At 70.8% G+C, this 17,727-nt stretch carries 15 protein-coding genes and 1 riboswitch; of the genes, 7 read left to right on the forward strand and 8 right to left on the reverse strand.

Translation table 11 applies throughout. The features are described 5' to 3' along the window. Window positions 1-3: 3 nt before the first annotated feature. From gcvP to ACIGJI_RS04630, 8 genes are all read right to left on the reverse strand, one after another. The gene (gene gcvP, locus ACIGJI_RS04595; RefSeq protein ID WP_396667018.1) at window positions 4-2,844 is read right to left on the reverse strand and encodes an aminomethyl-transferring glycine dehydrogenase; all 2,841 of its coding nucleotides are present in this window, start codon (window positions 2,842-2,844) and stop codon (window positions 4-6) included. Between the two features lie 61 nt (window positions 2,845-2,905). Beyond that, window positions 2,906-3,283 carry a glycine cleavage system protein GcvH gene (gene gcvH / locus ACIGJI_RS04600; RefSeq protein WP_060923660.1) on the reverse strand — a complete coding sequence of 126 codons (378 nt, stop codon included), beginning with the start codon at window positions 3,281-3,283 and terminating at the stop codon, window positions 2,906-2,908. Next, window positions 3,280-4,395 carry a glycine cleavage system aminomethyltransferase GcvT gene (gene gcvT / locus ACIGJI_RS04605; RefSeq protein WP_363445834.1) on the reverse strand — a complete coding sequence of 372 codons (1,116 nt, stop codon included), beginning with the start codon at window positions 4,393-4,395 and terminating at the stop codon, window positions 3,280-3,282. Before gcvT ends, gcvH begins: the two co-directional genes overlap by 4 nt. A 151-nt stretch (window positions 4,396-4,546) precedes the next feature. After that, window positions 4,547-4,641, reverse strand: a riboswitch (glycine riboswitch). A gap of 49 nt (window positions 4,642-4,690) precedes the next feature. Next, window positions 4,691-5,548, reverse strand: a complete 858-nt coding sequence (locus ACIGJI_RS04610) for an ABC transporter ATP-binding protein (protein WP_187663636.1) — start codon at window positions 5,546-5,548, stop codon at window positions 4,691-4,693. Then, the gene (locus ACIGJI_RS04615) at window positions 5,545-6,399 is read right to left on the reverse strand and encodes an ABC transporter ATP-binding protein (RefSeq protein ID WP_268777760.1); all 855 of its coding nucleotides are present in this window, start codon (window positions 6,397-6,399) and stop codon (window positions 5,545-5,547) included. The genes ACIGJI_RS04610 and ACIGJI_RS04615 overlap by 4 nt, the downstream gene beginning before the upstream one ends. Beyond that, a complete protein-coding gene (locus ACIGJI_RS04620) occupies window positions 6,396-7,376 on the reverse strand; it encodes an ABC transporter permease (RefSeq protein ID WP_259962736.1) in 981 nt (326 codons plus the stop codon). Before ACIGJI_RS04620 ends, ACIGJI_RS04615 begins: the two co-directional genes overlap by 4 nt. Beyond that, window positions 7,369-8,364 (reverse strand): ABC transporter permease, encoded by a 996-nt coding sequence (locus ACIGJI_RS04625; RefSeq protein ID WP_280568520.1) that lies wholly within the window; start codon window positions 8,362-8,364, stop codon window positions 7,369-7,371. The genes ACIGJI_RS04620 and ACIGJI_RS04625 overlap by 8 nt, the downstream gene beginning before the upstream one ends. A gap of 43 nt (window positions 8,365-8,407) precedes the next feature. After that, window positions 8,408-10,108: an ABC transporter substrate-binding protein gene (locus ACIGJI_RS04630; protein WP_187663632.1), complete on the reverse strand. Its 1,701-nt coding sequence runs from the start codon at window positions 10,106-10,108 to the stop codon at window positions 8,408-8,410. A gap of 266 nt (window positions 10,109-10,374) precedes the next feature. Between ACIGJI_RS04630 and ACIGJI_RS04635 the strand changes: the two genes are divergently transcribed. The 7 genes from ACIGJI_RS04635 to ACIGJI_RS04665 are packed head-to-tail and all read left to right on the forward strand — an operon-like array spanning window position 10,375 to window position 17,716. Beyond that, window positions 10,375-11,091, forward strand: a complete 717-nt coding sequence (locus ACIGJI_RS04635) for an NrtR DNA-binding winged helix domain-containing protein (RefSeq protein ID WP_187663631.1) — start codon at window positions 10,375-10,377, stop codon at window positions 11,089-11,091. Next, window positions 11,088-12,425, forward strand: coding sequence for a quinolinate synthase NadA (gene nadA, locus ACIGJI_RS04640; protein ID WP_363445830.1), 1,338 nt, complete (start codon window positions 11,088-11,090; stop codon window positions 12,423-12,425). The genes ACIGJI_RS04635 and nadA overlap by 4 nt, the downstream gene beginning before the upstream one ends. Further along, on the forward strand, window positions 12,422-13,957 hold the full coding sequence (gene nadB, locus ACIGJI_RS04645; RefSeq protein WP_363445828.1) for an L-aspartate oxidase: 1,536 nt from the start codon (window positions 12,422-12,424) through the stop codon (window positions 13,955-13,957). The genes nadA and nadB overlap by 4 nt, the downstream gene beginning before the upstream one ends. Further along, a complete protein-coding gene (gene nadC, locus ACIGJI_RS04650; protein WP_363445826.1) occupies window positions 13,957-14,808 on the forward strand; it encodes a carboxylating nicotinate-nucleotide diphosphorylase in 852 nt (283 codons plus the stop codon). Before nadB ends, nadC begins: the two co-directional genes overlap by 1 nt. A 4-nt stretch (window positions 14,809-14,812) precedes the next feature. Then, entirely contained in the window at window positions 14,813-15,949 is a 1,137-nt protein-coding gene (locus tag ACIGJI_RS04655; RefSeq protein ID WP_363445824.1) for a cysteine desulfurase family protein, read from the forward strand. Between the two features lie 23 nt (window positions 15,950-15,972). After that, the gene (locus ACIGJI_RS04660) at window positions 15,973-16,920 is read left to right on the forward strand and encodes a glycosyltransferase family 2 protein (protein WP_366244501.1); all 948 of its coding nucleotides are present in this window, start codon (window positions 15,973-15,975) and stop codon (window positions 16,918-16,920) included. A gap of 22 nt (window positions 16,921-16,942) precedes the next feature. Beyond that, on the forward strand, window positions 16,943-17,716 hold the full coding sequence (locus ACIGJI_RS04665) for an SDR family oxidoreductase (protein ID WP_366244499.1): 774 nt from the start codon (window positions 16,943-16,945) through the stop codon (window positions 17,714-17,716). Window positions 17,717-17,727 lie beyond the last annotated feature (11 nt).

The raw sequence follows: 17,727 nt of genomic DNA on the forward strand, positions 1-17,727 counted from the left end.
GTATCAGGCGAAGGCCTCGATCGGCGGGCAGGCGCAGACGAGGTTGCGGTCGCCGTACGCCTGGTCGATCCGGCGGACCGGCGGCCAGTACTTCGCCGCCACCAGCGAGCGCACCGGATAGGCGGCCTCCTCGCGGGTGTAGGCGTGCGCCCACTCCCCCGCGATGAGCGAGACCGCGGTGTGCGGGGCGTGCACGAGCGGGTTGTCGTCTGCGGGCCAGCGCCCCGCGGCGACGGCGTCCGCCTCGGCCTTGATCATGATCATCGCCTCGATGAACCGCTCGATCTCGTCGAGGTCCTCCGACTCGGTGGGCTCCACCATGAGGGTGCCGGCGACCGGGAACGACATGGTCGGGGCGTGGAACCCGTAGTCGATCAGGCGCTTGGCGACGTCGTCGACGGAGATCCCGGTGGCCTCCTTGAGCGGACGCAGGTCGAGGATGCACTCGTGCGCGACCCGACCGTTCTCCCCCGCGTAGAGCACCGGGAAGTGGCCGCCGAGGCGCTCGGCGATGTAGTTCGCCGACAGGACCGCCGCGGCGGTCGCGCGCCGGAGCCCCTCGGCCCCCATCATGCGCACGTACGCCCACGAGATCGGGAGGATACCCGCGGAGCCGTACGGTGCCGCGGAGATCACGGCGCCCTCGAACGTGTGGCCGCCGAAGTGCTCGGCGCGCTGCGCGAGCGGGTGCGACGGCAGGTGCGGCGCGAGGTGCGCCTTCGCCGCGACCGGACCGATGCCCGGGCCGCCGCCGCCGTGCGGGATGGCGAACGTCTTGTGCAGGTTGAGGTGCGAGACGTCGCCGCCCAGGTCGCCGAACCGGGCGTAGCCGAGGAGCGCGTTGAGGTTCGCGCCGTCGACGTACACCTGACCGCCGGCCGCGTGCACCGCCCCGGTGATCTCGACGACCTGCTCCTCGTACACGCCGTGCGTGGACGGGTACGTGATCATCAGCGCCGCCAGGTCGTCGGCGTGCTGGGCGATCTTCGCGCGCAGGTCGTCCAGGTCGACGTTGCCGAGCGCATCGCTCGCCACCACGACGACCTTCATGCCCGCGAGCACGGCGGAGGCCGCGTTCGTGCCGTGGGCGGAGGACGGGATGAGGCACACGATGCGGTGGTCGTCGCCGTTCGCGCGGTGGTAGCCGCGGATCGCGAGGAGGCCGGCGAGCTCCCCCTGGGATCCGGCGTTCGGCTGCAGCGACACCGCGTCGTACCCGGTGATCTCGGCGAGCCAGCTCTCGAGCTGGTCGATGAGCTCCAGGTAGCCGCGCACGTCGGCCTCCGGGGCGAACGGGTGGATGCCCGCGAACTCCGGCCACGTGATGGCGGCCATCTCCGTGGCGGCGTTGAGCTTCATGGTGCACGAGCCGAGCGGGATCATGCCGCGGTCGAGCGCGTAGTCCCGGTCGGACAGGCTCTTCAGGTACCGCATCATGGCGGTCTCGCTGCGGTGGCTGTGGAACACCGGGTGCGTGAGGTACTCGTCCTCGCGGCGGAGGGCGTCCGGCAGCGCGTCCGCGTCGCCGAGGCCGAAGCCGAAGGCGCGCTCCTGCTTCCCTCCGAAGACCTGCGCGACCTGGTGCAGCTCGGCCACCGTGGTCGTCTCGTCGACCGCGATGCCGATCGTGTCGACGTCGGCGACCCGCAGGAGGATGCCGTAGCCGCCCCGTGCCTGGTCCGCGTACTCCGCCGCCCGGCCGGGGACGCGCACGGTCAGTGTGTCGAAGAAGTGCTCGTGGACGACCTCGGCGCCGGCCTCGACGAGCCACTCGCGCAGCAGGGTCGCCTTGGCGGTCACATCGCGGGCGATCTGTCGAAGCCCGTCCGGGCCGTGGTAGACCGCGTACATCGACGCCATCACGGCGAGGAGCACCTGAGCGGTGCAGATGTTCGACGTCGCCTTCTCGCGGCGGATGTGCTGCTCGCGGGTCTGCAGCGAGAGGCGGTAGGCCGGCTTGCCTTCGGCGTCGACGGAGACGCCGACGAGGCGTCCGGGCAGCTGCCGCTCCAGGCCTGCGCGCACGGCCATGTAGCCGGCGTGCGGGCCACCGAAGCCCATCGGCACACCGAAGCGCTGCGTCGTGCCCACGGCCACGTCGGCCCCGAGGGTGCCGGGCGCGGTGAGGAGCGTCAGCGCGAGCAGGTCGGCGGCCGCGACGGCGAGCGCGCCGGCGACGTGCGCGGCGTCGAACACCGCGGACGGATCCCACACGCGGCCCGAAGCCCCCGGATACTGCACGAAGACGCCGAAGAGCTCGGCGGGGAGCTCCTCCCCCGCCGCGAAGTCGACCGTGACGAGCTCGATGCCGAGCGCCTCGGCGCGGGACGCGAGCATGGCCTTCGTCTGGGGCAGCGCATCCGCGTCCACTGCGAACACGTTCGACGCGGTCTTCGATGCCCGGCGCGCGAGCAGCATCGCCTCCACGACCGCGGTGGACTCGTCGAGCATCGACGCGTTCGCGGTGGTGAGGCCGGTGAGCTCGGCCACCATCGTCTGGAAGTTGATCAGCGCTTCCAGGCGCCCCTGCGAGATCTCGGGCTGGTACGGCGTGTAGGCCGTGTACCAGGACGGGTTCTCGAGGACGTTGCGCTGGATGACCTGCGGCGTGACGGTGCCGTAGTAACCGAGGCCGATCATCGAGCGGTTCACGGTGTTGCGCCCGGCGAGGGCACGCAGCTCGGCCAGCGCCTCGGTCTCCGACGCGGCGACCGGGATGCGGGAGTCGGCGACCGCGTCCTCCGGTCCCGTGTAGATCGAGGCGGGGACGGCCTGACGCATGAGCTCCTCGACCGGGCTCAGCGTCCCGCTGTCGACGGAGCCGAGACCGAGCGCGTCGAGCATCGTGCGCTGGGCGGCCTCGGTCGGTCCGATGTGACGATCGGCGAATGCAACCACTTCCGGATCAGCCCTCCGTGAGTGCGACGTAGGCGTCGCGGTCCAGCAGTCCGTCCAGCGCGCCGGCGGCGACGGACACCTTGAGCAGCCAGCCGCCCTCGAACGGCTCGGCGTTGACGAGCGAGGGGTCGTCGACGACGGCGTCGTTGATCTCGACGACCGTGCCGGCGACCGGGGCGTAGAGCTCCCCGACCGACTTGGTGGACTCGATCTCGCCGACGACGGAGCCGGCGGTCAGCTCGGTGCCGACGGCGGGGAGTTCGACGAAGACGACGTCCCCCAACTTCTCGGCGGCGTAGTCGGTGATGCCGATGGTGACGGTGTCGCCATCACCGGCGATCCACTCGTGCTCGTCGGTGTAGCGGAGTGCGCTGAGGTCGGTCATTTTGTCCTCCGGTAGAAAGGCAGGGCGGTCACGGTCGCGGGGATGCGGGTCCCCCGCACATCAAGGAATACTGCGGTTCCCTCCTCTGCGGAAGAAGGGTCGACGAAGGCCATCGCGATGGGGTGGCCGAGCGTCGGGCTCAGGGCGCCGCTGGTGATCTCTCCGATCGGGGTGCCGTCGGCGTCGACGACCGCGTAGCCGGCACGGCCGGCGCGTCGCCCCTCCGCCGTCAGGCCGACGAGGATCCGGGCGTCGTCGGCGGGCGCCGGCGCGTCCTTGCCGACGAAACGCTCCTTCGCGGCGACCACGACGCGGCCGAGGCCGGCCTGGGCGGGTGCGGTGGCGAGGCTGAGCTCATGGCCGTACAGCGGCATGCCGGCCTCCAGCCGGAGCGTGTCGCGGGCGGCGAGGCTGGCGGGAACCAGACCGTGCGGAGTACCGGCGTCGAGCACCGCGTCCCACAGCGCGGTCGCGTGGGCGGCCGGGACGAGGAGCTCGAAGCCGTCCTCTCCGGTGTAGCCGGTGCGGGCGAGGAGCAGCGGCTCCCCCGCGAAAGACGCGGTCGCCCACGCGTAGTACTTCTGCTCCGCCCACGGGACGCTGACGTCGGCGATGCCCTCCGTCGCCGCGAGGATCTCCTCGGCCCGAGGGCCCTGCACGGCGATCAGCGCGTAGTCGTCCGAGACGTCCGCGACCTCCACGGGGCCCGCGTCGGCGTCCGCCACCCGCTCGGTGAGTGCCTGACGCACGGCCTCGCGGTTGCCCGCGTTGGAGATGATGAGGAAGTCGTCGTCCGCCAGGCGGTAGACGATCACATCGTCGACGATGCCGCCCTGAGGCGTCAGCAGCAGCGAGTACTTCGCCTTGCCGACCGCGAGCGCGGACAGCCGTCCGGCGAGGGCGTAGTCGAGGAACGCCGCGGCACCGGTGCCGCGGACCGTGAACTCCGCCATGTGCGAGATGTCGAAGACGCCCGCCGCCTGCCGCACCGCGTGGTGTTCGGCGAGGTCGGACGTGTAGCGCACCGGCATCTGCCAGCCGCCGAAATCGGTGAAGGAGGCGCCGAGCGCCTCATGGCGCTCGCGCAACGGGGTGTAGCGGGGGTCGGACATGGAGTTCTCCCGGGCTGGGTCGGGCGGGACGACGACGTCGTCCCTGGGAACTCCCCCTCTGTCATGGGCCTGAGAGCTTCGCCCGCGCGCGTGCACAGGGCTTTCACCGTCGGCGGATCCCCCGGTGCTCGGGATCGCTTTTCAGAGCGGCCGGACCTCCGCGGTACGCGTACCTGAGAGATTGGCGGGGAGGCTTGCTCCTTCGGTGCCCGGCTGCATGCGCCGGGGCTCTCCCGCGTCGGTCGTTCGGCCTGTCTTCGATTGTGGGTTCAGTCTAGCGGTCTCCCCCGCCCCCTCAGGAGCCCAGGGCGAGCTCCGCCCTGACCTCGTCACGGAGCCTGCCGAGGTTCTCCGGTTCGGGTGCCGCCGCCAGGAGCGTCTTGGTGTACTCGTGCTGCGGGTTAAGGATCACCTCGTCGGCCGTTCCCCGCTCCACGACATCGCCCTGGAAGAGCACCATGATGTCGTCGGAGAAGTGCCGCGCGGTCGCCAGATCGTGTGTGATGTAGAGGACGCCGAGGTTCTCCTCGCGCTGCAGCTCGGCGAGCAGGTTGAGCACGCCGAGCCGGATCGACACGTCGAGCATCGACACCGGCTCGTCCGCCACGATGAACCGGGCACCGGGGGCGAGGGCCCGCGCGATCGCCACGCGCTGCCGCTGCCCACCGGAGAGCTCGTGCGGGCGCCGTTCGGCGAAGCTCTCCCCCGGAGTGAGCCGCACGCGCTCCAGCAGCTCGATCGCCCGCGCCCGCACCTCGCGGCTGTCGAGCTTCGGGTGGTGCAGCCGGATCGGACGCTCCAGGTGGTGCACGATCGTGTGGAAGGGATTCAGCGAGGCGAACGGGTCCTGGAAGACCATCTGCACGTCCGACCGGTAGCGCTCCAGGGCCGAGCCCCGCGTGCCGGATTCCTCGCCGTCCAGGAGGATGCTCCCCGAGGTCGGCGTCTCCAGCTTCATCAGCATCCGGGCGATGGTGGATTTCCCCGATCCGGACTCGCCGACGAGGGCCGTGGTCCGCCCCGCCTCCAGGGTGAACGACACGTCCTTCACCGCGTGCAGCACACTCGTGCGGAACCCCGACCGCAGGTGGAAGTCCTTGACGAGGTTCCTCGCCTCGAGGGTGCCCGCACGCCTCGTCCCGTCCACGCTCATCGGATGACCTCCTGGTTCACGCCGCCGCTGCGGACGAAGTCGCCCCGCTCGCCCGTGAGGGACGGGAAGCTCGACAGCAGCCGCTGGGTGTACTCGTGCTGCGGGTTGCGGTAGATCTCCTCGGCCGTGCCCTGCTCGACGATCCGTCCCTGCAGCATGACGGCGATGCGGTCGCTGATCTCGATGAGCATGGGCAGGTCGTGGGTGATGAAGATGACGGCGAACCCGAGCTTCTCCCGTAGACGCATGATCTCCCGGATGATGCCGCGCTGCACGACCACGTCGAGCGCCGTGGTGGGCTCGTCCATGATCATGACCTGCGGGTCGAGTGCCAGCGCCATCGCGATCATCATGCGCTGGCGCATGCCGCCGGAGAGCTCGTGCGGGAAGCTCGTCAACCGTCCCGGATCGACACCGACGAGCGTGAGCAGCTCCTCGGCGCGCTCCTGCTTGGCCTTCTTGGACATTCCGGGACGATGGGTGTCGAAGATGTCGAAGATCTGCGCGCGGACCGAGATGACCGGGTTGAGGGAGTTCATCGCCCCCTGGAAGACCATCGAGATCTTGTCCCAGCGGAATGCGCGCAGCCCGTCGCCGTCGAGTCCGACGACGTCGATGTCGTGGCCGTCGCGGTCGTGGAACACGATCTCGCCGTCGGTCATCAGGGCCGGCGCCTTGAGCAGCCGGTTCATCCCGTACGCGAGGGTGGTCTTCCCGCAGCCCGACTCCCCCGCGAGCCCGAGGATCTCGCCCCGGTGGAGAGTGAGTGAGACATCGCGGACGGCTTTGACGGGCGGATCGACCTCGTACTCGATCGAGACGTTCCTGGCGGTGAGCACGGCGTCGCTCATGCGGTGACCCCCTTCTCCTTCGCGGCCTTGCGCAGACGACGGGCCGCATCGGGCGCGTTGCGCAGCTTCGGGTTGATGACCTCGTCGATGGCGAAGTTGATCAGCGCGAGTCCCGCGCCGAGGATCGCGATCATGATGCCCGGCGGCACGAACCACCACCAGGCACCGCGGCCGAGGGCCTGACCCGACTGTGCGTCGTTGAGGATCGAGCCCCAGGTGATCGAGGAGTTCGGGCCGAGGCCGAGGTAGGAGAGCCCCGCCTCGCCGAGGATGGCGAAGATGATCGCGAACAGGAACTGCGCGGTCAGCAGCGGGAGCAGGTTCGGCATGATCTCGACGAGGATCACCCGGAGGGACTTCTCGCCTGCCACCTTCGACGCGTACACGTAGTCGCGGGTGCGGAGCGAGCGGGTCTGCAGCCGCAGCACGTACGCCGCTCCGGCCCAGGAGGTGATGCCGAGGACGAAGGCGACGAGCTGCCAGCTGCGCTGCGGCACGAAGGATGCGATCACCATGACCAGCGGCAGTCCGGGGATGACGATCATGACGTTGGTCAGGAGCGCGAGGACGTCCTCCCGCCAGCCGCCGAGGTACCCGGCCAGGACACCGAAGAGGAGCGAGAGCACGATGGCGATGCCGCCGGCCGTGACGCCGATGAGCAGCGACCCCTGCGCTCCGATCGCGAGCTGCGCGAGCACGTCGTTGCCGAGCTTGGTCGTGCCCAGCCAGTGCTCCGCCGACGGCGCGGCGAGGGCGGGGTTGTCGGTGCTGCGCGGGTTCTGCGTGAAGAACGGCGCGATGATCGCGAAGAGCACGATGGCGAGCACGAGCACGGCACCGACGATGAACTTCGGCGAGGTGCTGGGCAGGATGCGGCGACGTCTGCGTTCCTGACGCTGGGTGGCCAGAGCGACGGTGCCCTCGGGGGCGACGGTGGGCGACTCCTCCACGAGGAGCGGGTTCTTCGTGTCAGACATTCTGGCGAGCCCTCGGGTCGATGAAGCCATAGACGAGGTCCATGAAGAAGTTGGCGACGAGCACCGTGAGGGTGATCACGAGGAACAGCCCCTGCATCAGCGCGTAGTCGTTGTTGGTGACGGCCTGGAACATGAGCTTGCCGACACCCGGGTAGGTGAACACCTGCTCCATGACGATGGAGCCGGCGACGACGAAGCCGAGCGTGATCGAGAAGCCCGCGATCGACGGGATGGCGGCGTTCCGCGCGGCGTACGTCGTCATGATGCGCCGCGGCCGCAGTCCCTTCGCCTCAGCGGTGAGGACGTAGTCCTCGGCGAGCGTGGAGACCATCATGTTGCGCATGCCGAACATCCAGCCGCCCACCGAGCTGATCACGATCGTGATCGCGGGAAGGAGCGAGTGGGTGACGGCGTCGGTGAAGAACGCCCAGGTCGGCTCCGGGCCGTCCGGGAAGTCGAAGACGTCATACCCGCCGAACATCGGGAACCATCCCAGACCGACGGCGAAGACGGCGATGAGGACGAGCGCGAGCCAGAAGTACGGGATGGACTGCAGGACGGTGGTCGCCGGGATGAGGTGGTCGACCCAGGTGCCGCGCTTCCACCCGGCCCACGCGCCGAGAACGACGCCGAGCAGGAAGGAGATGACCGTGGCGGTGCCGACGAGCACCAGCGTCCACGGCAGGGCGCCGGCGATCAGCTCCGCCACCGGGGTGGGGAACTTGGTCACCGACACCCCGAGATCGCCGCGGAGCATGCGTCCCCAGTACGCGAGGTACTGCTCCCAGAGGGACGCATCATCACCGCCGAGCAGGAGCTTGATGTTGCGGATGGTGGTCTCGGAGACCTCTCCGCCGGCCCGCTGCATCTTCGCGATCATGATGTCGGCGGGATCCCCCGGCATGAGCCGGGGAAGCAGGAAGTTGATGGAGATCGCGGCCCACAGCGTGAACGCGTAGAACCCGATCCTTCGTGCATAGAACTTCATGTCACCTGTCCTGACTTCCTGCTTCCCCTGCTCCTCTCGAGACTCAGCCGGCGGGCTTGATCTGCGTCAGCACGTACCCGGCCGCGATCGCACCCCAGGAGGGCGGGAACGCGTAGAGGTTCTCCTCGGTCGGCCAACCGGTGTAGTCCTTCGTGTTGTAGAAGGTCTGCGTGGCGTTGATCACGAGCGGGATGTAGGGCACGTCAGTGACGATCGCGTCCTGGATCGTGGCGTAGAGCTCCTTGCGCTCCGCCTCGTCCTCGGTGCTGATGGCCTGCTGGATGGCCGCATCGACGGTCGGGTTGTTGTAGCGGCTGAAGTTCCAGCGCCCCGGGGGGATCTCGGTGCCGACGGGGCTGGTGGACTGCACCTCGGTGCCGCCGAACCAGTCGCGGTAGATCTGGAACGGGTCGGCGATGGTCGTGCCGACCACGCCGCCGACGATCAGCTGGAACTCCCCGGACTGGCGGGCGTCGACGAACTCCTGCCACTGCACGGTCGACGCGGTGATCTTGATGCCCGCGGCCTCGGCCTGCTCGGCGATGAGCTTCGCGGCGTCGTTGTAGTCCGTCCAGCCGTCGACCGAGATCAGGCTGAGCTCGACGGGCGCGCCGTCCTTCTCGTAGATCCCGGAGGAGCCCTTGGTGTAGCCGGCAGCCTCGAGGATGGACGCGGCCTCCTCGACGTTGGCCTCCTGCGGGCTGACCTCGTACGCGTCGTCGGTGAGCCACTTCTCATCGCGCGGGAGCAGCGTGTAGGCGGGCGAGACGTCGGCGGTGAGACCGACGAACGCCTTGTCCTTGATGGTGGCGCGGTCGACGGCGACGTTCAGCGCCTGCCGGACCGCCACGTCCGTCTGCGGGCCTGTGCAGCCGAGCTCGGCGTTCGAGCAGGTGTAGAGGACGGTCGGGTCCTGCGGCGTGTTGATCCACTCGATCTTGCCGTTGGCGGTCGCGTCGTCCGGGTTCGGGATGAACATGCCGGTCCAGTCCAGCTCACCCGCCGTCACCAGATCCTGCGCGGTCTGGTTGTTGTCGACCGCGATGTACTGGACCTTCTTGATGGCCAGCTCGTCGGCGCCGCGGTAGTTCTCGTTGGCGACCAGCGTGTAGGACTCGCTCGTGGTCTTGTCCACGACGTACGGGCCCGACCCGACCGGCTCCTCGTTCGTGAAGTTCGCGAAGTCGTCGACGTCCTTCCAGATGTGCTCGGGGAGGATGTAGCTCGACCCCATCCGCTGGAACTCCGTCGTGTACTGCGCGATGCCGTAGGTGAGCACGACCGTGGTGTCGTCGGTGGCCTCGGCGGAGACCAGCTGGTTGCCCTCGGGGTTGTTCGCCTCGTACAGGAAGGTGAAGGCCACGTCCGCGGCCGTGAGCGGCTCGCCGTCGCTCCACTTCAGGTCGGGCTTGATCTTCACCGTGATCTGCGTGCCGTCTTCGTTGTACTCGAAGGACTCGCCGATGAGGCCGATGGGCTCCTCGTCCTTGGTCTTGTTGTAGAAGAACAGCGGCTCGTAGATCGGGCCGAGTGCGCCGTGGAGCACGTTCGGGGCGAACGGGTTGTAGTTCGTCGTGATCGGCGTCGTGCTGCCGGCCCAGACGCGGAGGGCACGGTCGCTGGACGCGTTGCCGCCCTCGTCGCCGTCACCGCCGCCGCCACCACAGGCCGTCAGGCCCAGGGCGAGGACCGAGGCCCCCGCGACCGCCGTGAGCGCGATCTTGCGCTTTCCGTTACGGATCATTCTTCATTTCCTCTCGGTGCTGCACTGCAGGAGGGATTCTCCGGTTGGAGCCGAACCCCGGGCGGGGTTCACGGGAACCCCGGGAGGTGGCCTGCGGGCCGCCCTCGAAGGGGTTTGTTAGGACAGTAACCTAACAAACCCGCTTCGAGGGAACAAGCCTTCCTGCGGGCAGGAGATAACGTTTCGGACTCGACACCTTTCTGCGTCATGCGCCCGCACTAAAGGTCGTCGTGACACTAAGATCGTCTACGGAGGTTAAGGTGCATATGACTCGAAGTGCGGACATCCGCGTCGCCGTCTCGACGGTGATCCTCACGCTGCGCCGCGGTGACGACGGTCCTCCCGTTCTCGCACTCCCCCTCGTCCGCCGTACCCGCGAGCCGTTCGCAGAGCGATGGGCGCTTCCCGGCGGGTGGCTCACCCCCGAGGAGTCGCCGGTCGACGCCGCGGCCCGGACACTCGCCGAGACGACGGGCCTTGCGCCCACCTACCTGGAGCAGCTCTACGCCTTCGGCGCCGTCGACCGCTCCCCCACGCGGGTCGTCTCGATCGTGTACTGGGCACTGCTGCGTCAGGACGACGTCGAAGCCCAGATCACCGCGCATCGGGCATCCGGTCGCGCGCCGGAGAACGTGGAGTGGTTCGATGTCGACGGCCTGCCGGCCCTCGCCTTCGATCATCACGAGATCATCGAGTACGCGCTCTGGCGCCTCCGCAACAAGGTCGGCTACAGCCGCGTGGCCCAGGGCTTCCTGCCCGCCGAGTTCACGCTCGCCGAGCTGCGGGAGGCGTACGAGTCGATCCTCGGGCGCCCACTGGACCCTGCGAACTTCCGGCGGCAGGTCGAGGCCGCGGGCAACCTCACCCGCACCGACCGCTTCCGCACGGGCAGCCATCGCCCGGCCCGGCTGTACCGCGACGACACCGATGTCGAGCTGGCCGACCGCGGCCCGCTCCGCCCCGAGGAAACGAGAACCCGATGAGCATCACCTTCGTCCCGACCCCCGTGGTCCCTGCGGCCGACCCGTCCGTCGATCACGCGATCCAGGCCATCGTCGGTGGAGCCTCCACCGACGCCACCTGCACCACCGATCTCGCGGTCGGACCGTGGGACTTCGACACGCGCCCCGGGTACGGGCCCGGATCCTCCATGGGCGACGTCATCCCGACCGAGGCTCCCCGGCAGGGGGAGCTCCCCGCCGCCTACCGCGAGGCGGACGAAGCCGAGCTCCACCGGCGCATCGAGGCGGCCAAGGCGACCCTCGGAGACCGGGTGGTGATCCTCGGCCACTTCTACCAGCGCGAGGAGGTCGTGACCCATGCGGACGAGGTGGGTGACTCGTTCCAGCTCGCCACCGCCGCCACGATGCGGCCGGATGCGGAGGCGATCGTCTTCTGCGGCGTGCACTTCATGGCCGAGACCGCCGACCTCCTGTCGCAGCCCGACCAGGCCGTGATCCTGCCGAATCTCGCCGCCGGGTGCTCCATGGCGGACATGGCCGACATCGACCAGGTGGAGGAGTGCTGGGAGCAGCTCGCCGACGTGCTGGGCGACCTCGACACCCCCGACGCCGACGGCCGCGTGCCGGTGATCCCCGTCACCTACATGAACTCCTCCGCGGCGATCAAGGGTTTCGTCGGGCGGCACGGCGGCATCGTGTGCACCTCGTCGAACGCCGCCACGGTGCTGGAGTGGGCCTTCGCCCGCGGCCGTCGCGTGCTCTTCTTCCCCGACCAGCATCTGGGTCGGAACACCGCGAAGGCCATGGGGGTGCCGCTCGACCGGATGCCGATGTGGAACCCGCGGCGAGCGCTCGGCGGCTCCACCCCGGAGGAGCTCGTCGACGCGGAGGTGATCCTCTGGCACGGTTTCTGCTCCGTGCACCGGCGGTTCACCGTGGCGCAGATCGACCAGGCCCGCGCGGAGCACCCGGGGGTCCGTGTGATCGTGCATTCGGAGTGCCCGATGGAGGTCGTCGACGCGGCCGACGAGGCCGGCTCCACGGAGTACATCCGCCGCGCCATCGCCGAGGCCACGGAACCGACGACGTTCGCGGTCGGGACCGAGATCAACCTCGTGCGCCGCCTGGCCGCGCAGTACCCGCAGCACCGGATCTTCTGCCTCGACCCGGTCGTCTGCCCGTGCTCGACCATGTACCGCATCCACCCCGGCTACCTCGCGTGGGTCCTGGAGGAGCTGGTCGCCGGCCGCACCCCGAACCGCATCACGGTCTCCCCCGACGTCGCCGCCCCGGCTCGCCTCGCGCTCGAGCGGATGCTCGCCGCCAAGCCGCCGGTGGCCGCCGGGGCACGATGAACGTCGTCGTCGTCGGCTCCGGGATCGCCGGACTCACCGCCGCGCTGCACGCGCACGAGCTCGGGCATGCCGTGACGCTCGTGACGAAGATCGCGCTCGGGGGCGGATGCACGCCGCTCGCGCAGGGCGGCGTGGCCGGCGGCTACGGGCCGGGCGACGGACCGGCGGCGCATGCCGCCGACACGATCAGCGCCGGAGCGGGTCTGTGCGATCCGGCCGCCGTCGACGCCCTCGTGGCGGACGGCGCCGCCCGGATCGCCGAGCTCCTGGCCCGCGGCGTCGCCTTCGACCGGGCGCCGGATGGTGCCCTCGCCCGCGGGCGGGAGGCGGCGCACACCCATGCCCGCATCCTGCACGCCGGGGGCGACGCGACCGGGGCCGCGATCTCCGTGGCGCTGTGCGCGGCCGTTCAGCGCACGCCGATGTCCGTCCGCGAGCGGACGATGCTCCTCGATCTGATCGTCGAGGCGGGACGGATCCGCGGGATCACGGTCCTCCGCGACGGCGGCGCGGTCGAGATCCGGGCCGACGCCGTGATCCTCGCCACGGGCGGGGCAGGGCAGCTCTACGCGCACACGACCAATCCGATCGAGACGACCGGCGACGGCATCGCGGCGGCTCTGCGCGCCGGCGCCGCCATCGCCGACCTGGAGTTCGTGCAGTTCCACCCGACCACCCTCCCCGGCGCCCCGGTCTTCCTCCTGTCCGAAGCCGTCCGCGGTGAGGGAGCCGTGCTCCGCGACAGCGACGGACGACGGTTCGTGTTCGACAGCCACCCCGACGGGGAGCTCGCCCCGCGCGACGTCGTCGCCCGGGCCATCGCCGGTCAGGCAGCCCGGCAGGGGACGCCCGTGCACCTCGATGCCACCGGGCTGGGGGCCGACGCGCTCGCCCGCCGCTTCCCGACCATCGACCGCGTGACGCGCGACCGCGGTTTCGACTGGTCCCGGGAGCCGCTGCCGGTGACCCCCGCCGCGCACTACCTCATGGGCGGCGTCGTCACCGACCGGCACGGACGGACCACGATCCCGGGGCTGTACGCCGTCGGCGAGACCGCCCGGACAGGAGTGCACGGAGCCAACCGGCTCGCCTCCAACTCGCTCCTCGAAGGAGCCGTATTCGGGGCCAGGGCCGCCGCCGCGCTGGACGAGCCATGGCCCACCGCTGCCGTCGACATCACCCCGTGTCCGTCACCGACGGACGGGACAGACGCGGCGGACGCGGATGTCGCACCGGAGCCCCTCCCCCCGTTCGACCGCGCGGCTCTGCAGCGGCTGCTGTGGGACGAGGTCGGCCTGCGGCGGAACGGATCCGGCCTGCAGCGCGCTCTCCGCATCGTGCGCGGGTGGGCCGTCGGGTTGCCTCCTGCGGTCGACGTCCGCACGTACGAGGACCGGAATCTGCTGCTGGTCGCCGACGCCACGCTCCGTGCCGCCCTGGCACGCCCGGTCTCGGTCGGCGCCCATCACCGCGACGATCCCGCCCCCGACGCACCGACCATGGCACGCCCGTCGATCCTGGAGACCGCCTGATGCTCACCCACGCCACCCTGCACCGCGTCGTCGGAGCCGCGCTCGAGGAGGACGCCCCCTGGGGCGACCTCACCAGCACCACCCTGCTCCCCGCGGAGTCGACGGCCACGGCGGACCTCGTAGCCCGCGAGGACGGGGTCTTCAGCGGCGGCGAGGTGTTCGCCGCCGCGTTCCTCCTCACCGACCCGGACGTCACGGTCGACCTGCACGTGGGCGACGGCGATGCCTTCACGGCTTCCGACGTGCTGGCCACCGTGACAGGGCCGGCCCGCGCTGTGCTCACCGCCGAACGCGTCGCGTTGAACTTCGCGCAGCGGATGTCGGGCATCGCGACGCTCACCGCCGCCTACGTCCGCGAAGTCGAGGGAACGCGGGCGCGCATCGCCGACACCCGCAAGACCACGCCCGGTCTGCGGGCGTTCGAGCGGCACGCGGTCGTGTCCGGCGGCGGGCGGAACCATCGGTACTCGCTCTCCGACGCGGTCATGGCGAAGGACAACCACCTCGCAGTGCTCCAGAGGTCCGGGCTCGATCTCGCGACGGCTCTCCGCGAGGCACTCTCGCGGCTGCCGCACACCGCCCACGTCGTCGTCGAGGTCGACCGTCTCGACCAGATCCCTGCGGTGCTCGACGGCGGCGCCCATACCGTGCTCCTGGACAATTTCTCCCTCGACGATCTGCGCGCCGGCGTGGCGCTCATCGGCGAGCGCGCCATCGTGGAGGCCTCGGGCGGCGTCGAGCTGACCACCGTCCGCGCCATCGCCGAGACCGGGGTGGATGTGATCTCGGTCGGAGCCCTCACGCACTCCGCGCGGGCGCTGGACCTCGGACTCGACCTCCGGATCGACTGAGTCCGTGCTGTACCTCGACCACGCCGCGACGTCTCCGGTACGCCCCGAGGTGCGGGCGGCCATGGAGCCCTTCCTCACCGAGGTGTTCGGCAACCCCGCCAGTCACCACACCGCGGGCGAGACCGCGGCGCGCGCGCTGGAGGACGCCCGCGCCCGGGTGGCCCGCGTGTTCGGGACGCGGGCAGGGGATGTCGTCTTCACCGGCGGCGGCACGGAGGCGAACAACCTCGCCGTGAAGGGACTCGCCCTGGGAGCGCTCGCCTCCGGCCGGCGGCGCGTCGTCGTGTCCCCCATCGAGCACGAGTCGATCCGGGAGTCGGCGGCGTACCTCGCGCGGTTCCACGGGGTGACGGTCGCGATGCCCGCCGTCGACGGCACCGGACGGATCACGCCGGACGCCCTCGACACGGCGCTCACCGACGACACGGCCGTCGTGTCCCTCGGACACGCGAACAACGAGATCGGCACCGTCCAGGACATCGCGGCGCTCCGCGAGGTCGTCCACGCCCGCCGCGTGCCCCTCCACGTCGACGCCGTGCAGTCGGCCGGCTGGCTGCCGCTGCACGAGCTGCATGCCGACGCGGTGTCGATCGCCGGGCACAAGCTCGGCGCTCCCAAGGGCACCGGGGCGCTCGTCGTCCGCGGACGCCTCCCTCTGGAACCGCTCCTGCACGGCGGCGGCCAGGAGCGTGGGCGGCGGTCCGGCACCGTCGACGTCGCGGGAGCGGTGGGCCTGGCGACGGCACTGGATCTCGCCGAGCGGGAGCGCGAAGACACCGCGACCCGGGTGGAGGCCGCGACGGCGCGTTTCATCGCCGAGGTGCAGCGCCGCGTGCCCGTGGCCGCACTCACGGGGCATCCCACGCAGCGGCTCCCCGCGACGGCGAGCTTCACGATCGCCGGCGTGAGCGGCGAGGCGGTGCTGCTGGAGCTGGAGCGCCGCGGGGTGATCTCGTCCAGCGGCTCCGCCTGCGCCGCCGGCAGCGACGAGCCCTCCCCCGTGCTGCTCGCGTGCGGCATCGCCCCGGAGGTCGCCCAGACGGCCGTGCGCTTCACCTTCGGGCGCTCGGCCCTCCCTGCGGACGCTCCGGAGCGTCTCGCCGCACTCGTCGCGGAAGCGGTCGACGCGGTCCGCGGCTGACGGACGGCCCTAGACTCGGCGGAGTGACCGCCCCCGCCCCGATCGTGACGCTGATCGTGCCCGGACGCGACATCGCCGCGTTCGCCCCCGCCGCCCTCGACTCCCTCCGTGCGCAGACGGACGAGCGGTGGCGTGCGATCCTCATCGACGACGGCTCCACCGACGACACGGGAGCGATCTTCGCCGACGCCGCCGCGACGGATCCCCGCTTCACCCTGATCCGGCATGAGGATTCCGTCGGGCTCGGCGCCGCGCGCAATGTCGGCCTCGCACGGGTCGACACGCCCTTCACGGGCTTCCTCGATGCGGATGACGAGCTGATGCCGGACGCCCTCTCGACGCTCGTGGGCACGCTCGAACGCACGGAGAGCGACTTCGCCGCCGGTGCCTACGTGCGGCTGCGTCCCCGGGGGCGAGGGTACGTGCCCGGCCGCGTACAGCCGTGGGTGGCCGCGGCGACCTCTCCTCGCCGTCTCAGCACCACCCTCGCGGAGCACCCGCAGGCCGCGTCGAACATCGTCGCGTGGTCCAAGGTGAGCCGCACCGAGATGTGGTCCGACCTGCGGTTCCCCGAGGGGGTCGCCTACGAGGACCAGGTCGTCGCGCAGACGATGTACACCCGGGCGCGCGCCTTCGACGTGCTGCCTGACGTCGTGGTGCGCTGGCGCGTCCGAGCGGACGGCACCTCGATCACCCAGGGCAAGGCGCAGCTCCCCGTGCTCCGCGACTACCTCGCTGCGCTCCGCGGCGGCATCCGTGTGCTGCAGACGGCGGGCGCGCACGCCGCCGTGACCGCTCGACTCGACCTCATCCTCGCGATGGACGTCGCTCCGCTCCGGGAGATCGCCGACACGCACCCGGATCCCGCCTACGCGGCGGAGGTGTCCGCGTTCCTGGCCGAACTGCGCGCCCTTCCCGAATTCGTCGACGCCCGCCCCGACCCCACCCTCGCCGACGCCCTCGCGTGGTGAGCCCCGCCGGAAGGACCCCCACATGACCGACTACCTCTCCTCGCTCTTCGCGCTCGACGGCCGCACCGCGGTCGTGACCGGCGGCAGCTCGGGCATCGGTCGCGGCATCGCGACGGCGCTCGCCCGCGCCGGCGCGGCCACGGTGATCGTCGCCCGCGGCGCGGAGCGCATTGCGGAGACCGTCGAGGAGCTGAACGCGCAGGGGTGCCGGGCCGCGGGCGTCGTCGGCGATCTGGGCTCCCGCGACGGCATCCACGCGGTCGCGGAGGCCGCTGCCGTCCCCTTCGGCGAGCCGGACATCCTCGTCAACTCCGCCGGCATCAACATCCGTCCGCCCTACGCCGAGATCACCGAGGCGGACTGGGACGCGACGATGACCGTCAACGCGCTCGCCCCGTTCCTCCTCGGTCAGCGCTGGGCGCAGGGCATGGCTGCGCGCGGGTACGGGCGGCTCATCCACATCAGCTCGCAGCAGGCGCACCGGGCATTCGTGGGCAGCGGGGTGTACGGCGCCTCCAAGGGCGCGGTCGAGTCGCTCATGCGCTCGGAGGCCGAGGCCTGGGGTGGTACCGGCGTGACGAGCAACACCCTCGTCCCGGGATTCGTCCTCACTCCCCTGAACGCCCGCCTGCAGGAGAATCCCGCCACGATCGCGGCCCTCGCGGCCCGGACGATGGTCGGACGCAACGGCCTCCCGGAGGACTTCGCCGCGGCCGCGGTCTTCCTCGCGGGTCCCGGCTCGGCGTACGTCACCGGCCAGTCGCTGTTCGTCGACGGCGGGCTCTCCGTCCACTGACCCGCGAAGCC

The sequence above is a fragment of the Microbacterium sp. NPDC064978 genome (assembly GCF_044543605.1).
GTDB lineage: Bacteria > Actinomycetota > Actinomycetes > Actinomycetales > Microbacteriaceae > Microbacterium > Microbacterium meiriae.

What these genes read in the sequence shown, in the direction of transcription:
- gcvP (WP_396667018.1), bottom strand. Translation starts at nt 2,844, where the DNA reads ATGCTCGACGCGCTCGGTCTCGGCTCCGTCGACAGCGGGACGCTGAGC.
- gcvH (WP_060923660.1), bottom strand. Translation starts at nt 3,283, where the DNA reads ATGACCGACCTCAGCGCACTCCGCTACACCGACGAGCACGAGTGGATC.
- gcvT (WP_363445834.1), bottom strand. Translation starts at nt 4,395, where the DNA reads ATGTCCGACCCCCGCTACACCCCGTTGCGCGAGCGCCATGAGGCGCTC.
- ACIGJI_RS04610 (WP_187663636.1), bottom strand. Translation starts at nt 5,548, where the DNA reads ATGAGCGTGGACGGGACGAGGCGTGCGGGCACCCTCGAGGCGAGGAAC.
- ACIGJI_RS04615 (WP_268777760.1), bottom strand. Translation starts at nt 6,399, where the DNA reads ATGAGCGACGCCGTGCTCACCGCCAGGAACGTCTCGATCGAGTACGAG.
- ACIGJI_RS04620 (WP_259962736.1), bottom strand. Translation starts at nt 7,376, where the DNA reads ATGTCTGACACGAAGAACCCGCTCCTCGTGGAGGAGTCGCCCACCGTC.
- ACIGJI_RS04625 (WP_280568520.1), bottom strand. Translation starts at nt 8,364, where the DNA reads ATGAAGTTCTATGCACGAAGGATCGGGTTCTACGCGTTCACGCTGTGG.
- ACIGJI_RS04630 (WP_187663632.1), bottom strand. Translation starts at nt 10,108, where the DNA reads ATGATCCGTAACGGAAAGCGCAAGATCGCGCTCACGGCGGTCGCGGGG.
- ACIGJI_RS04635 (WP_187663631.1), top strand. Translation starts at nt 10,375, where the DNA reads ATGACTCGAAGTGCGGACATCCGCGTCGCCGTCTCGACGGTGATCCTC.
- nadA (WP_363445830.1), top strand. Translation starts at nt 11,088, where the DNA reads ATGAGCATCACCTTCGTCCCGACCCCCGTGGTCCCTGCGGCCGACCCG.
- nadB (WP_363445828.1), top strand. Translation starts at nt 12,422, where the DNA reads ATGAACGTCGTCGTCGTCGGCTCCGGGATCGCCGGACTCACCGCCGCG.
- nadC (WP_363445826.1), top strand. Translation starts at nt 13,957, where the DNA reads ATGCTCACCCACGCCACCCTGCACCGCGTCGTCGGAGCCGCGCTCGAG.
- ACIGJI_RS04665 (WP_366244499.1), top strand. Translation starts at nt 16,943, where the DNA reads ATGACCGACTACCTCTCCTCGCTCTTCGCGCTCGACGGCCGCACCGCG.